Origin of the sequence: Halodurantibacterium daqingense, from assembly GCF_042666235.1 — a bacterium.
In the GTDB taxonomy this organism is placed as follows: Bacteria; Pseudomonadota; Alphaproteobacteria; order Rhodobacterales; family Rhodobacteraceae; genus Halodurantibacterium; species Halodurantibacterium daqingensis.
The window spans coordinates 236,501-250,145 of sequence record NZ_JBHTFQ010000005.1; the positions used below are offsets into that span (position 1 = coordinate 236,501).

Consider the following 13,645-nt stretch of genomic DNA (forward strand, 5'->3'; position numbering starts at 1 on the left):
AATCGCGCGACAAGGAATGCTGGTGATGCAGAACGAGGACAGCCTCAAGGGTCTGGGCCTGGCCCTGACGGCCTATCTCATCTGGGGCGTGATGCCGCTTTACATGAAGGCGCTTGCGCATATTCCGGCCTCTGAAGTGATCGCGCACCGGGTAATCTGGTCGGTTCCCATTGCGGCGATCGTGCTTTGGGCAAGCGGGCGAACCGGGGATCTGCGCCGTGCGCTGCGCAGCCCGCGAACCCTTGGCATGGCCGCGATCACGGCGGCGCTGATCTCGGTCAACTGGGGGATCTATGTCTGGGCCATCGGCGCGGGGCACGCCCTGGATGCCGCGCTTGGCTATTACATCAACCCGTTGTTCAGCGTTCTGCTGGGCGCGATCGTGCTGGGCGAACGGCTGAGCCCGGCGCAGATCGTCGCGCTGGTGCTTGCGGCCGCGGCGGTGATCGTGCTGACCGTCGAGGCGGGGCGCGTGCCGATGGTCGCCCTGGGCCTCACGCTGAGCTGGGGCGCCTATGCCTACTTGAAGAAGTCCTTGCCGGTGGAGCCGAACCAGGGCTTTCTGCTCGAGGTGCTGCTGCTCCTTCTTCCGGCGCTTGCCTATCTTGGCTGGCTGACGGCCACGGGGCGCGGGCACTTCCTGGAGGGTGAGGCCCTCGACAGCTGGCTTCTGTTCGGTTGTGGCGCGGTGACGGCCGGGCCACTGCTGATCTATGCACACGGCGCCAAGCTCTTGCGGCTGTCGACCATCGGCATCCTGCAATATGTGACGCCGACGCTCATCTTTCTTGTCGCGGTCCTCATCTTCAACGAGCCCTTCGGTCAGGCGCGCATGATCGCCTTCCCGATGATCTGGGCGGCGCTGGTCATCTACAGCATCGCCCTTCTGCGGCAGGTCCGCGCGCGGTCCGACGTGCAGCGCAGCCGCGCTGCGCCTCGCACCGCCGGAACGGACGCTACCGGCCCCCAGATGACCGGGGGCAGCGCAGGCCCTACAGCATGACCGAAGGAAGCCACAGCACCAGATCGGGGATCAGGAACACCAGAAGAACCGCCAGAACCTGCAGCAACACGAAGGGAATGACCCCCTTGTAGATATCGATGATCGTCACTTCACGCGGCGCGACGCCCTTCAGGTAGAACAACGAAAATCCCACCGGCGGCGTGAGGAACGAGGTCTGCAGCGTTACCGCGAACAGCACGATGAACCAGATCTGGTCAAAGCCAAGGGCCGAGACCACCGGCGCGACCAGCGGCAGCATGATCAGCGAAATCTCGAGCCAGTCGAGGAAGAAGCCGGCGAGGAAGGCGATGAACAGGATTGCCAGCACGATGCCGTTCGGACTGAAGGGCAGGCTTTGCAGGGCGCTGCTGATGAATTCGTCACCCCCCAGCTGCCGCATCACCACGGCAAACAAGGTCGCGCCAAGGAAGATGCCGAAGATGAAGGCGGTGGTCAGCGAGGTCTTGATACCCACTTCCCGCAGCACCGCCCAACTCAGCCGTCCATTCGCCGCCGCAAGCAAGGTTGCGCCAAAGGCACCCACGCCCGAAGCCTCGGTCGGGGTGGCAAAGCCGAAGAAGATCGATCCAAGGACCGCGAAGATCAGCAGAAGCGGCGGCACCACCGCCAGCAGCGTGTCCAGAACCAGCCGCGCCGTGACGGGCGGCAGCCCTGTAGGCGCCGGCGCCAGATTGCGGGACAACGCCGCGGCCGCAAGGATATAGACGATGTAGAGCACGCCCAGCATCAGCCCCGGAATCAGCGCGCCCATGAACAGGTTGCCCACGGAAACCGACATCTGGTCCGCCATGATGATCAGCATGATCGAGGGCGGGATCAGGATGCCCAGCGTGCCCGCCGAACAGATCACCCCCGAGGCAAAGCCCTTGTTGTAGCCCTGTTGCAGCATGATCGGCATCGACAGCATCGCCAACAGCACGACCGAGGCGCCGACGATCCCGGTCGAGGCAGCCAGCAGGATCCCGATCAGCACCACCCCCAGCGCGAGCCCGCCCCGGAACCGCCCGAACAGCTGCACGAAGTTCGACATGAGTTTCTCGGTCACGCCGGACCGTTCCAGCATCAGCCCCATGAAGATGAACATCGGCAGCGCCACGAGAATCCAGTTCGACATCTGCCCGTAGATCCGCTGCACGAAGATGCCGAAGATCCGCATGTCGGTCAGGAAGAAGGTATCCCAGCCGAACCAGTCGCTGCCGAGGATGGCAATGAAACTGAACAGGATCGAGACGCCTGCCAGCGCCCATGCCACCGGAAAGCCGGTGAAGATCAGTGCAATGAACGACACAAGCATTGCAACAACGAGGATTTCGTTGGTTTCGAGCATCTCGACGGTCTCCCTGCGCCGCGCCTCTGGCCACGGCTGCCGATGTTGGTGGTCCGGCCTTCTGGCCGTTTGGGTCAGCGCGGCCCGGACGGGCGCGGCAGACCAAAGAGAAAGGCCGTCACCCGCAGGAAGCGGGCGAAGGCCGCCAGGCCGATATAGGTGAAGGCGATGATGATCACCGACTTGATCGCCCAGCGGTTGGTCAATCCGCCCGGGGCCGCCGAGGCCTCGTTGCGCACCCAGGCGCGTTCGACAAAGGGTATGGCATAGGAAATGATCAGATAGATCAGCGGGAATACCAGCAGCAGCAGCCCGAGAAACTCGATCACCGCGCGAGTCCGGGCGCTGAAGGTGCCCGCCAGCACGTCAACCCGCACATGGCTGTCATGCAGGATCGCATAGCCGATGGCGATCATGAAACCGACCGAATACATGTGCCACTGCATTTCCTCGATCCAGATGTAGTTGGTCGAGAGGGCGTAGCGCATCGCCACGTTGCAGACGATCACCAGAACCAGCACCAGCCAGATCCAGTTGACCAGTGATGCGATGGCCAGCAGCACGGCTTCGATCCGGTCCGACAGCCAGGTGCGCGGAAAGTCCAGCCCTTCGCTGCGCGCCGAGGCCTGTTCAACCTGGTCAAGGTCAAGCTTGATCTCGCTTGTCATCCTGAAACCGCCTCCTCGCGGTCATGCGGGCATCCGCGGGGATGCCGGACATCAGAAGGCGGCCCGCAAATGTTTCGCGGGCCGCGGGCGCCGTTCGGGCGGCGCCGTCTGTCATTCCTCGATGCGGCTCTGCCAGTCGCGGGGCAGATAGCCCATTTCCTTCCACGGGCGCAGTTCTTCCTGGAAGGCCATCATCGACGCATAAACCTTGCCGAACATCTCGTCCTGCTGCGAGCGGCGCTCCATGACGGTTTTGGTCGCGTCATAGAAGGCGGCGATCAGTTCGTCGGAATAGGTGCGCACATTGGTGCCCTGCTCCTCGAACCGCTTGATCGCGGCGCCTTGCAGCGCCTCGGCCCGGGCGATCGCATAGGCGTTTCCGGCCATGCAGGTGTTCTCGATCATCGCCTGGGTCTGCTCACTCAGGCCCTCCCAGCTGTCGAGGTTGATGTAAAGGAACTGGTTGGTCGAGGGCTGGTGCCAGCCCGGCAGATAAAGATACGGCGCCACCTGGAAGAAGCCCAGCTGTTCGTCCACCGTCGGAAGCGAAAACTCGGTCGCATCCAGAACGCCGGTCTCCAGCGCCTGATACAGTTCACCGCCCGGCAGAAGCGTCACGGCCATGCCGAACTCGGCCATGATCTCGCCGCCGACGCCTGCGGCGCGGAAGCGCATGCCCTGGAAGTCCTCGACGCCATTCACCTCGGTGCGGAACCAGCCGGCGGTTTCCGGGCTGATCGTGCCGCAGGGGATCGGGTGCACGTTATAGGGATGGAAGGTTTCGTTCAGCAGTTCGCGGCCGCCATGAAAGTTCATCCAGGCCAGGAATTCCGCGGATTCAAGTCCGAACGGCGTCGCGCCGAACAGGGCCGCCGCAGGCACCGTACCCCATTCGTAGCCCATCCACGAATAGCCGGCATCGATGCTGCCTTCGGACACGTTGTCGAAGATCGACAAGGCCGGCACGACGGCGCCGGGTTCGGCCACACGCAGATCGATGCTGCCGCCCGAGATCGCGCGAAGCTGGTCCGCAACCCAGGGCATCGTGTCGCCAAGCGCCGTCAGGGTCGAGGCGAAGCTCATCGGCACCTGCCAGCGCACGGTATCCTGTGCGGCGGCGGCACCGGGCACCGTCACCATGGCCACAACGCCAAGCGCGGCTGCTGTGTTCAGCAGCTCTTTCTTGCTGTGCATGTCATTCCTCCCGTTTTGTTTGGTAAGTTTTTCTTACCAGCATCAATGCAGAGCGCCAACAACAATTGCAAGCATTTTGCACCCGCAGCGCAACATATTTGCGTCGCCAATGAAGGATGATCGTCTTGTGCCGGAAATGCAGCGGATTCAGCCTTGACCGAGACGGGGCGCCACGCCTTCTCCGCGCCGCGTCCCGGATGCCGCTGCAAGGTTCTGCGGGAGGCGCGGTCGCTTTACCTTGCCAAAATGTTTGGCCTGTGGGCCGGTCAGACGCTGCGGTCGCCTGGCCCTGCGGGAAGTATCGGAACAGCCCGACCCGCGGGGCGGCGTCCGGCCGGCACATCCGGGGCTGGCGCTGCGTCCTGTCCGGCTGCCGTAGCATCGGCTGCAGAATCGGCTTCCGGGGACGTCACCGCCTGGGCGGGGGCGTCTGACTCGGGAGATGCGGGATGCGGCTCGGGGACAGGCGCCGAGGCCAGATCTGCCGGCGGCTCTGCTTCGCGAGCGGGGCGGCGACGGAGCAGGTGCGCGACAATCGCCGCTGCATCATCGCCCGCCCGCAGGCGCCCGTAACCGGGCGCGTTGAAATCCCACGCATATTCCACCATGGGCCGATGCGCGGCAATGGCCGGATTGGCGCTCCAGGCGCGACGCAGGGCGGCGAGCTTCAGCGCTTTCGGCACGCCGCGACGAAGGAATTGCGTATAGTCGCTGTCGGCGCCGAGGCTTTCCAGCGGCGGCAGTTCGGGTGGCGGATCTGCGTCATCCCTCCGCGGCTGGACGGACGTGCCGTCTGGCTCTGCCTCTCCTTCAACCGGGCCGTTTTCGTCCGTCCCGTCGGGACGCACGGCAGGTGTTTCCGCTGTCTCGGCACGCTTGCGTTGCGACCAGCGGGACAGGAACGGCGGCTCAGCCATGGGGCACCCTGCGCGCCCCGCGCCTTGCGGCAAGGGCCTCGGGATCCGGCCGATCCCGCCGGCGCTTCCATTCGCGCCGCTCGACATGATGGCGCCGCACGAAGGCGGTAACGGCGGCCAGGATCGGCGGCGGCATCACCAGGGCTTCGACCAGATCATTGCCGACATCGGCATGGGCGTGGGCCTCGCTCGGATCGACCGTCACCAGCAAGAGCCGCCAGCCGGGGGCACTGCCTCCCCGTCTCAGGACGACATAGACCGAGGGCTGCTCGGCCTCGATATTGTCCTTGTAAAGCCGGGTATCCGCGGAGTGGAGCAGGATCTCTGCCGTTCCCGCGTGAAACCGGGAAAGCGGGCCTTCCTCGTGCAGAAGCGTCCAGGGCGCAAGATCGGGGCGCGGCGGGCGCAGGGCCGACACGCGCCACAGATGCGCCAGCCACCGGCTTTTCGCGGGGCGCCGCTCGACCTCGACAGCCAGGCCGAGGCGCTGCGTGACCCGCTCGCGCAAGGCGCCCTCACTCGACATAGCCGTCCGGGAACAGATAGAGATCCTCGGGCTGCTGCGGCTCCATCTCCTTGGCGGGTTCGCTCGCAAGGGCATTGGGCCGCGGGGTCGGCACCCCGTCAAGCCCGGGGGGCGCGCGGCGCACCGCCGACAAGAGGCCATAGAGCGTGTCTTCTTCATCATTGCCCGGGTTTGCCATCGGATCGCGCGTGCCCTGGGCATTGGGTTCGGGGGGTTGACTCTCGTTTATCTCAACGGTGTCCAGATCCTCCGCTTCAATGGGCGGCTCTGCCAGATCGGGTTCGGGATCGGCCTCGGGCGACGGCAGCGGGCCGCTCGGCGCGGCCGGGGCGTTCTCGGGCGGTGGCGCCAGAGGCGAGACATCCTGAGCCGCAATCGGCCCCGCAAGCACGGCAAGGACAGCGACGGCCGCGGACAGCAGGCTTGGCCGCAGTCGGGCGGAACGAGAGACAGGGGACATGCGCGAACTCCGGTTGGTGCCAGTCAACGCCGCGGGGACCGATGCTGTTCCCGGCTTTCCTTGTGCCCCCGCAGCCCTATCCTGACCACCTGGACCAAGCGGCGTCGCGCGCCGGCAGTGAACCGAGAGGCACAGATGCACCCTTCCCCCGATCCGTCCCAGATCCGCACCGCCGACCAGGATGACCAGATGCGTGCCCAGGCCTACCGGCTGCTTGCCGCGCTCCTGGCGGCGCCCCCGGATGCCGATCTGCTGAACCGGCTGGCGGCCCTGAGCGGGGACGGAAGCGACTGGGGCCGTGCGATCGGCGCGCTGGCCGAATCCGCGGCGACCATGTCCGCCCCCGAGGTGGAGCGGGAATTCAACCGCCTGTTCATTGGCGTGCAGACCGGTGAACTGGTCCCTTATGCCTCCTACTACATCACCGGCTTCCTGCATGACCGGCCGCTTGTATCGCTGCGCGGCGACATGCTGCGCCTCGGCATTGCCCGCACCGGTGAAATGTCCGAACCCGAGGACCACATCGCCGGCCTGGCCGAGATCATGGCCGGCCTGATCGAGGGCGCATTCCCGGGCGCGGCACAGGAACCTGCGAAAAGTCAGGAACAAGCACGGTTCCAGGATCGTTATCTGTTCTCTTGGGCACCGCGGTTCTTCGCCGATCTCGAGGCCGCCCCTTCGGCCCGGTTCTATCGGGCGGTCGGGCGCTGCGGAGCCCTGTTGATGGAGATCGAGCAGAATGCCGCCGCCCTGACCTGACGGTCCGGCGGCGAGGAGGAAGGCCATGACCGACGACGGCAGCACCCGCCACCCGAACCGCCGCCCACCCGAACCGCCCGCCCCGACCCTCGGCCCCGACCGGCGCGGATTCCTCAAGCTGGGGCTTCTGTCTGCCGGGGCTGCAGCCGGTGCGGGGGCCGCAATCGCCCAGAACGTGCACAGCCCGGCCGGCGAGCCGAAGCAGCGCTACAGCCTCACCCCGCATGTCGAGCGGTTCTATTTCCTCAACCGGCTTTAGGGGACGGTCATGCTGATCAAGCGCACCACGGCAACAGCGGCACGCAGCGGGCTTGTCGCGCGTATGGCATCACAGGCCGGCGGGGGCAAAGGCGTCACCCGGCGGTCTTTTCTGCAGCAAAGCGGCCTGGCGGCCGGCGGTCTGGCCGGCCTTGGCGCCCTGCCCGGCCGTTTCGTGCGCAGGGCCGAGGCGGCACCGATCCGCGCCGACATCCCGAAGGAACTGCGCAAGAACATCTGCACGCACTGCTCGGTCGGATGCACCGTCGTGGCCGAGGTGCAGAACGGCGTCTGGGTCCAGCAGGAACCGGGCTGGGAAAGCCCGATCAGCCAGGGCACCCACTGCGCCAAGGGCGCCAGCGTGCGCGAACTGGTCAAGGGAGAGCGGCGGGTCAAATACCCGCTCAAGCTGGTAAACGGCGAATGGACGCGGATCAGCTGGGATCAGGCCATCGAGGAGATCGGCGACAAGCTGCTGGAGATCCGCAACACCTATGGCCCCGACAGCGTGTTCTGGCTGGGATCGGCCAAGTTTTCCAACGAAAGCGCCTATCTGATGCGCAAGTTCGCGGCCTTCTGGGGCACGAACAACATCGACCATCAGGCGCGGATCTGTCACTCGACCACGGTGGCAGGTGTTGCGAACACCTGGGGCTATGGCGCGATGACCAATTCGTTCAACGACATCCAGAACGCCCAATCGTTGCTGATCATTGGCGCCAATCCCGCCGAGGCGCATCCCGTCGCCATGCAGCACATGCTGCGCGCGAAGGAGCATAACCGCGCGCCCTGGATCGTGATCGACCCCCGATTCACGCGCACCGCTGCCCATGCGACGCAATATGTCCGGATTCGACCCGGCACCGACATCCCGGTGGTCTGGGGCATCCTGTGGCATATCTTCGAGAACGGCTGGGAAGACCGCGAGTTCATCGCGCAGCGCGTCTATGGCATGGAGGCGATCCGTGCCGAAGTGGCCCGCTGGACCCCCGAGGAGGTAGAGCGCATCAGCGGCGTGCCCGGCGCGCAGCTGTTCGAAGTGGCGCGCGCCATCGCCCACAACAAGCCCGGCACGCTGATCTGGTGCATGGGGGCCACGCAGAAATCGGTTGGCACCGCGAATGTGCGCGCCTTCTCGATCCTGCAGCTCGCGCTGGGAAACATCGGCGTCGAGGGCGGCGGCGCCAACATCTATCGTGGCCACTGCAACGTGCAGGGCGCGACCGACATGGGGCTCGATGTATCGACCCTGCCCTCCTACTACGGGCTGGACGAAGGGGCCTGGCGGCACTTCGCCCGGGTCTGGGACGTGGATTACGACGATCTCGTCGCGCGCTTCGGCACCGAGGGCATGAGCCCTGACGAGCGGCGCGCCCTGATGGAAGCCAAGGGCATCCCGACCACGCGCTGGTTCGATGGCGCTGCCGCCGACCGCGAAACGGTGGACCAGCCCAACCCCATCCGGGGCATGTTCGTCATGGGCCACGGCGGCAACACCGTGACGCGGATGCCCGACATGCTGGAAGGTCTGGCCAATCTTGACCTTCTGGTGGTCGTGGATGCCCATCCCACGACCTTTGCGGCCGTGCAGCAACGGCGCGACAACAGCTATATCCTGCCTGCCTGCACCCAGTTCGAACAGGACGGCAGCCGCGCCTGTTCGAACCGCTCGCTGCAATGGGGTCAGAAGGTGGTCGAGCCGATCTTCGAATCGAAGAACGACCGCGAGATCCTTTACCGCCTGGCCGACAAGCTGGGCTTTGCCGATGACCTGTGCAGACATATCCAGGTCGTGGACAACGAACCGCTCGCCGAAGACATCCTGCGCGAGATCAACCGGGGCTGCATCTCGACCGGCTATACCGGCCAGAGCCCCGAACGGCTCAAGCTGCACATGCGCTATCAGCATACATTCGACAAGATCTCGATGCGCGCGACCGAGGGGCCGCTTGCGGGGGACTATTACGGCCTGCCCTGGCCGTGCTGGGGCCACCCCGAATGGCAGCATCCCGGCAGCCCGACGCTTTACGACACATCCAAACATGTGATGGAGGGCGGCAGCACCTTCCGCGCCCGTTTTGGCATCGAACGCGACGGCGAGACATTGCTGGCCGAGGGCAGTTATTCGCTCGGGTCCGAGATCGAGGACGGCTATCCCGAATTCACCATGGCGGTGCTGCGCACCCTGGGCTGGGATGCCGAACTGACCCCGGAAGAGCTGGCGGTGATCGAGGCGATCGGCGGCGACAATGTCGATGATGTGTCCTGGGCCGCCGACCTGTCCTTCGGGATCATGCGGGTGGCGATCAGCCACGGTTGCCTGCCCTACGGCAATGCCAAGGCGCGCGCCGTTGCCTGGAACCTGCCCGACCCGGTGCCTGTGCATCGCGAACCGGTCTATACGCCGCGTCCCGATCTGGCCGCCGACTATCCGGCGATCGAGGACATGCGCGACTTCCGCCTGCCGCTTCTCAACCGTTCGGTGCAGCAGGCAGCGATCGACGCGCGCGTCTCCGAGGATTTCCCCTTCGTCTATACCTCGGGCCGACTGGTGGAATACGAGGGCGGCGGTGAGGAGACGCGCTCGAACAGCTGGCTGGCGGAACTCCAGCAGACAATGTTCGCCGAAATCAACGTGCAGGATGCCGCACGGCTAGGTATCGCCGATGGCGATCAGGTCTGGATCGTGGGCCCCGAAGGCGGCCGGTCGCGCATGGCGGCCCTTGTGACGGAACGTGTGGGGCCCGGGGTGGTGTTCCTGCCCTTCCATTTCAGCGGCTACTGGGAAGGCGAAAGCCTGCGCCGGTTCTATCCCGCCGGTGCCGATCCGATCGTGCTGGGCGAACCCGCCAATGTGGTCACCACCTATGGCTATGACCCGATGACGCTGATGCAGGAAACCAAGGCGACCCTTGTCCGGGTCGAGAAAGCGTAAGGTGACGCCATGGCCCGAATGACATTCCTTTGCGATTCCGAACGCTGCATCGAATGCAATGCCTGCGTCACCGCCTGCAAGAACGAACACGAGGTTCCCTGGGGCATCAACCGCCGCCGTGTGGTCACGCTGCAGGACGGGCAGCCGGGCGAACGCTCGATCTCCATGGCCTGCATGCACTGCACCGATGCGCCCTGCGCCGCGGTCTGCCCTGTGGATTGCTTCTATCCCACTGCGGAAGGGGTGGTGCTGCATTCCAAGGATATCTGCATCGGCTGCGGCTATTGCTTCTATGCCTGCCCCTTTGGCGCGCCGCAGTTCCCGCGGGTCACCAACTTTGGCGGGCGCGGCAAGATGGACAAATGCACCTATTGCGCCGGCGGCCCGGAACAGGACAACTCCGAGGAGGAATACATCAAATACGGCACCAACCGGCTGGCCGAAGGCAAGCTGCCGCTCTGCGCCGAGATGTGTTCCACCCGATCGTTGATGGCCGGCGACCAGGACATTCTGGTCGAGATCTACAAGGAACGTGTGGTGCGTCGGGGCTATGGTTCGGGCGCCTGGGGCTGGTCGGTGGCTTACGGCCGCAGCCAGCGCGACACCTATGCGCCCCATGTGCGCTTTGACGAACGGGGGGATGCCTAGATGCGTTGGAAGCAGCTTGCCCTGACGGTCATCGCCACGCTTTTCCTTCTGCCCGCGCCGCTGACCGCGCAACAGGATTCCGTCGGCGTTGGCGGCGGCTGGGATGAAAACCGCTATGTCCAGCCCGGGCTTGAAGCGCGCACCCCCTCGGCCGAACCGATCAACCCCGACGACGTGCCGATCATGATCCCCCATGACGACCAGCTGCGCGGTCGCATTTCGATCCCGGATGATCGGCTGGGCGTCCTGGTTCAGCCCGACGGGCGGGTCTGGCGCAGTTTCCGCATCCAGGGGCTGTTCTGGATTGCCACGGCCGCGATCGGCATCACGGTTCTGGCGCTCGGCGCATTTTTCCTCTGGCGCGGTCGGATCCGGATCGAGGCGGGCCGCTCGGGCCGCTGGGTGCCGCGCTTCAACTGGGTCGAACGTTTCACCCATTGGCTGACGGCGGTCAGCTTCCTTGCGCTGGCGCTGACCGGGCTGGTCATCACCTTCGGCCGCTACCTGCTGATCCCGCTGATGGGCCACTACAGTTTCAACACCCTGGCCGAGGCGTCGAAGGTGGTGCATAACGCCGCCGGCGCGCCGTTCATCATCGGCATCGTGCTGATGGCGGGCCTTTGGGTGCGCGACAACATCCCCAACCGCACCGATCTGATCTGGCTGAAGAAGGCGGGCGGCATGTTCAGCGGCCCCGGCACCCCCCACCCCGAGGCGGAACGCTTCAACGCGGGGCAGAAGATCATCTTCTGGGTGGTCATTCTCGGCGGCTTGGCCGTTTCCGTGACCGGGCTTGCGCTGCTCTTGCCGTTCTTCGTCAGCGGGATCACCGGGATGCAGATCGCCCATGCGCTGCACGGGGTGATCGCGGCCCTGCTGATCGCGGTGATCATCGCCCATATCTATCTCGGCACGCTCGGAATGGAGGGCGCCTTTGACGCGATGGGCCGTGGCGAGGTCGATGAAAACTGGGCGAAGGAACACCACAGCGGCTGGTATGACACCGAGTTCGGATCGCGGCGACCGTCCTCGCCGCCGGCCGCAGCGCCTGAGTCGCCGCAGCGCAGCGGTGCAGGAATGCGCTGAGAACGGGCGGGGCGTCCTGGCCTGCCAGCTGAAGCCTGTTCAAGAATCGCCCCCTGATCTTGCTGAAAATTGCGCATCAGAGGCCCCGTTCGGGGCCTCTGTTTCATCGCACCCATCGCATCCTGCATCAATTTCGTTGCCGTAACGTCACGCGCGATATTAACGGTTGCACACTCTCCCACAGGCTGCATGATCCGCCGATCAACAAGAATACTGGGAGATGACCATGACCCGTTCCTTCCTGCGACAGTCGGTGCATACCGGCCTCTGCGCGGCGACCCTTCTTCTGGGCACCACGGCCCTTGCCTCGGCACAGGTGACGCTTGTGCGCGGCAACGATACCGATCCGGCCACGCTGGACCATCACCTGACCTCGACGATCTCCGAGGCGAACGTGTTGCGCGACCTGTACGAAGGTCTGGTCGTCTATGATGCCGAAAGCGAGATCGTGCCCGGCGTCGCGGAAAGCTGGGAGGAATCGGAAGATGGCCTCACCTACACCTTCAACCTGCGCGACAACGCGATGTGGTCGAACGGCGATCCGGTGACGGCACATGATTTTGTCTTCGCCTACCGCCGGATCATGACCCCCGAAACGGCCGCCGGCTATGCCAGCATGCTGTTCCCGATCCTGAATGCCGAAGCAATCGCCACCGGCGAAATGCCGCCCGAGGACCTGGGCGTCGAGGCGCTGGACGATCACACGCTGCAGATCACCCTGCACACGCCGACCCCCTATTTCATCGAACTCCTGACCCACCAGACCGCGCTGCCCATGCATCAGGCCTCGGTCGAAGCCGAGGGCGCGAACTTTACCCGCGCGGGCGTGATGGTCACGAACGGCGCCTACATGCTGGAAAGCTATGTGCCGAATGACCGGATGGTCATGGTCAAGAACCCGCATTTCCACGATGCAGACGCCGTGCAGATCGACCGGATCGAATGGACCCCGTTCGAGGACCGCGCCACCTGCCTGCGCCGTTTTGAAGCCGGAGAGGTCCATATCTGCTCGGACGTGCCGGCCGAACAGATGGCCTACATGCGCCAGAACCTGGGCGACCAGCTGCGCATCGCGCCCTATCTCGGCACCTATTACCTGCCGATCAAGACGACCAATCCCGGGCCGCTTTCCGATCCGCGGGTGCGTCAGGCGATCTCGATGGTGATCGACCGCGACTTCATCGCGACCGAAGTCTGGCAGGACACCATGCTTCCCGCCTATTCGCTGGTGCCGCCGGGCATCGCCAACTACATCGACGGCGTAGAGCTGCCCTATGCCGGCGACGATCTTCTGGACCGGGAAGACCAGGCGCTGGCGCTGCTGGAGGAGGCGGGGATCGCCCCGAACAGCCTGACGATCGAGCTGCGCTACAACACCTCGGAAAACAACCGCAACACCATGGCCGCCATCGCCGATCAACTGGGCGCCATCGGCATCAACGCCACGATGAACGAGATGGAGGGCTCGGGCTACTTCAACTACCTGCGCGAAGATGGCCCCTTCGACATGGTGCGCGCAGGCTGGATCGGCGATTACAACGATCCGCAGAACTTCCTGTTCCTGTTCCAGACCGGCGTGTCCTTCAACTATCCGCGCTGGTCGAACGCGGATTACGACGCCCTGATGCGCGAGGCGGAACAGGAGCTTGACCTCGAGGCCCGGGCCGAGATCCTGGCCGATGCCGAGCGTCTGTTCCTTGAACATGTTCCGGCCATCCCGATCCTCTATTACTCGTCGCGCGCGCTGGTTTCGGACCGGGTCGAGGGCTGGGAAGACAACCTGATGGATGTGCATGGCACCCGCTGGCTGACGCTGAACTGATCGTGCAAACGGGCGGGGCCG

Annotated in this window: 13 protein-coding genes; 7 read left to right on the forward strand and 6 right to left on the reverse strand. The window is 65.0% G+C overall.

What is annotated here, in order from left to right; translation table 11 throughout:
• Positions 1 to 25 precede the first annotated feature (25 nt).
• The gene (gene rarD / locus ACFQXB_RS10905) at positions 26 to 1,003 is read left to right on the forward strand and encodes an EamA family transporter RarD (RefSeq protein ID WP_377403288.1); all 978 of its coding nucleotides are present in this window, start codon (positions 26 to 28) and stop codon (positions 1,001 to 1,003) included.
• On the opposite strand, the gene ACFQXB_RS10910 is transcribed toward rarD, so the two are convergent.
• From ACFQXB_RS10910 to ACFQXB_RS10935, 6 genes are all read right to left on the reverse strand, one after another.
• Positions 993 to 2,351: a TRAP transporter large permease gene (locus ACFQXB_RS10910; RefSeq protein ID WP_377403290.1), complete on the reverse strand. Its 1,359-nt coding sequence runs from the start codon at positions 2,349 to 2,351 to the stop codon at positions 993 to 995. The genes rarD and ACFQXB_RS10910 overlap by 11 nt on opposite strands.
• A gap of 74 nt (positions 2,352 to 2,425) precedes the next feature.
• A complete protein-coding gene (locus ACFQXB_RS10915; RefSeq protein WP_377403292.1) occupies positions 2,426 to 3,019 on the reverse strand; it encodes a TRAP transporter small permease subunit in 594 nt (197 codons plus the stop codon).
• Between the two features lie 111 nt (positions 3,020 to 3,130).
• Positions 3,131 to 4,213: a TRAP transporter substrate-binding protein gene (locus ACFQXB_RS10920; protein ID WP_377403294.1), complete on the reverse strand. Its 1,083-nt coding sequence runs from the start codon at positions 4,211 to 4,213 to the stop codon at positions 3,131 to 3,133.
• A gap of 266 nt (positions 4,214 to 4,479) precedes the next feature.
• On the reverse strand, positions 4,480 to 5,130 hold the full coding sequence (locus ACFQXB_RS10925; RefSeq protein WP_377403296.1) for a DUF3306 domain-containing protein: 651 nt from the start codon (positions 5,128 to 5,130) through the stop codon (positions 4,480 to 4,482).
• Entirely contained in the window at positions 5,123 to 5,656 is a 534-nt protein-coding gene (locus ACFQXB_RS10930; protein ID WP_377403298.1) for a DUF3305 domain-containing protein, read from the reverse strand. The genes ACFQXB_RS10925 and ACFQXB_RS10930 overlap by 8 nt, the downstream gene beginning before the upstream one ends.
• Entirely contained in the window at positions 5,646 to 6,116 is a 471-nt protein-coding gene (locus tag ACFQXB_RS10935) for a hypothetical protein (RefSeq protein WP_377403300.1), read from the reverse strand. Before ACFQXB_RS10935 ends, ACFQXB_RS10930 begins: the two co-directional genes overlap by 11 nt.
• Positions 6,117 to 6,251: 135 nt before the next feature.
• On the opposite strand from ACFQXB_RS10935, the gene ACFQXB_RS10940 reads away from it, so the two are divergent.
• The 6 genes from ACFQXB_RS10940 (at position 6,252) to ACFQXB_RS10965 (ending at position 13,624) form a co-directional block, all read left to right on the forward strand.
• A complete protein-coding gene (locus ACFQXB_RS10940) occupies positions 6,252 to 6,875 on the forward strand; it encodes a TorD/DmsD family molecular chaperone (protein WP_377403302.1) in 624 nt (207 codons plus the stop codon).
• Between the two features lie 25 nt (positions 6,876 to 6,900).
• A complete protein-coding gene (locus ACFQXB_RS10945) occupies positions 6,901 to 7,134 on the forward strand; it encodes a twin-arginine translocation signal domain-containing protein (protein WP_377403304.1) in 234 nt (77 codons plus the stop codon).
• A 9-nt stretch (positions 7,135 to 7,143) separates the two neighbouring features.
• Positions 7,144 to 10,068, forward strand: a complete 2,925-nt coding sequence (locus tag ACFQXB_RS10950) for a formate dehydrogenase subunit alpha (protein WP_377403306.1) — start codon at positions 7,144 to 7,146, stop codon at positions 10,066 to 10,068.
• A 9-nt stretch (positions 10,069 to 10,077) separates the two neighbouring features.
• The gene (gene fdh3B / locus ACFQXB_RS10955; RefSeq protein ID WP_377403308.1) at positions 10,078 to 10,716 is read left to right on the forward strand and encodes a formate dehydrogenase FDH3 subunit beta; all 639 of its coding nucleotides are present in this window, start codon (positions 10,078 to 10,080) and stop codon (positions 10,714 to 10,716) included.
• On the forward strand, positions 10,717 to 11,802 hold the full coding sequence (locus ACFQXB_RS10960; RefSeq protein ID WP_377403310.1) for a formate dehydrogenase subunit gamma: 1,086 nt from the start codon (positions 10,717 to 10,719) through the stop codon (positions 11,800 to 11,802).
• A gap of 226 nt (positions 11,803 to 12,028) precedes the next feature.
• Positions 12,029 to 13,624: a peptide ABC transporter substrate-binding protein gene (locus ACFQXB_RS10965; protein WP_377403312.1), complete on the forward strand. Its 1,596-nt coding sequence runs from the start codon at positions 12,029 to 12,031 to the stop codon at positions 13,622 to 13,624.
• The last annotated feature ends 21 nt before the right edge of the window (positions 13,625 to 13,645 follow it).

Excerpts from the sequence above, each read along its gene's own strand:
- rarD (WP_377403288.1), top strand. The coding sequence starts at position 26 with ATGCAGAACGAGGACAGCCTCAAGGGTCTGGGCCTGGCCCTGACGGCC.
- ACFQXB_RS10910 (WP_377403290.1), bottom strand. The coding sequence starts at position 2,351 with ATGCTCGAAACCAACGAAATCCTCGTTGTTGCAATGCTTGTGTCGTTC.
- ACFQXB_RS10915 (WP_377403292.1), bottom strand. The coding sequence starts at position 3,019 with ATGACAAGCGAGATCAAGCTTGACCTTGACCAGGTTGAACAGGCCTCG.
- ACFQXB_RS10920 (WP_377403294.1), bottom strand. The coding sequence starts at position 4,213 with ATGCACAGCAAGAAAGAGCTGCTGAACACAGCAGCCGCGCTTGGCGTT.
- ACFQXB_RS10925 (WP_377403296.1), bottom strand. The coding sequence starts at position 5,130 with ATGGCTGAGCCGCCGTTCCTGTCCCGCTGGTCGCAACGCAAGCGTGCC.
- ACFQXB_RS10930 (WP_377403298.1), bottom strand. The coding sequence starts at position 5,656 with ATGTCGAGTGAGGGCGCCTTGCGCGAGCGGGTCACGCAGCGCCTCGGC.
- ACFQXB_RS10935 (WP_377403300.1), bottom strand. The coding sequence starts at position 6,116 with ATGTCCCCTGTCTCTCGTTCCGCCCGACTGCGGCCAAGCCTGCTGTCC.
- ACFQXB_RS10940 (WP_377403302.1), top strand. The coding sequence starts at position 6,252 with ATGCACCCTTCCCCCGATCCGTCCCAGATCCGCACCGCCGACCAGGAT.
- ACFQXB_RS10945 (WP_377403304.1), top strand. The coding sequence starts at position 6,901 with ATGACCGACGACGGCAGCACCCGCCACCCGAACCGCCGCCCACCCGAA.
- ACFQXB_RS10950 (WP_377403306.1), top strand. The coding sequence starts at position 7,144 with ATGCTGATCAAGCGCACCACGGCAACAGCGGCACGCAGCGGGCTTGTC.
- fdh3B (WP_377403308.1), top strand. The coding sequence starts at position 10,078 with ATGGCCCGAATGACATTCCTTTGCGATTCCGAACGCTGCATCGAATGC.
- ACFQXB_RS10960 (WP_377403310.1), top strand. The coding sequence starts at position 10,717 with ATGCGTTGGAAGCAGCTTGCCCTGACGGTCATCGCCACGCTTTTCCTT.
- ACFQXB_RS10965 (WP_377403312.1), top strand. The coding sequence starts at position 12,029 with ATGACCCGTTCCTTCCTGCGACAGTCGGTGCATACCGGCCTCTGCGCG.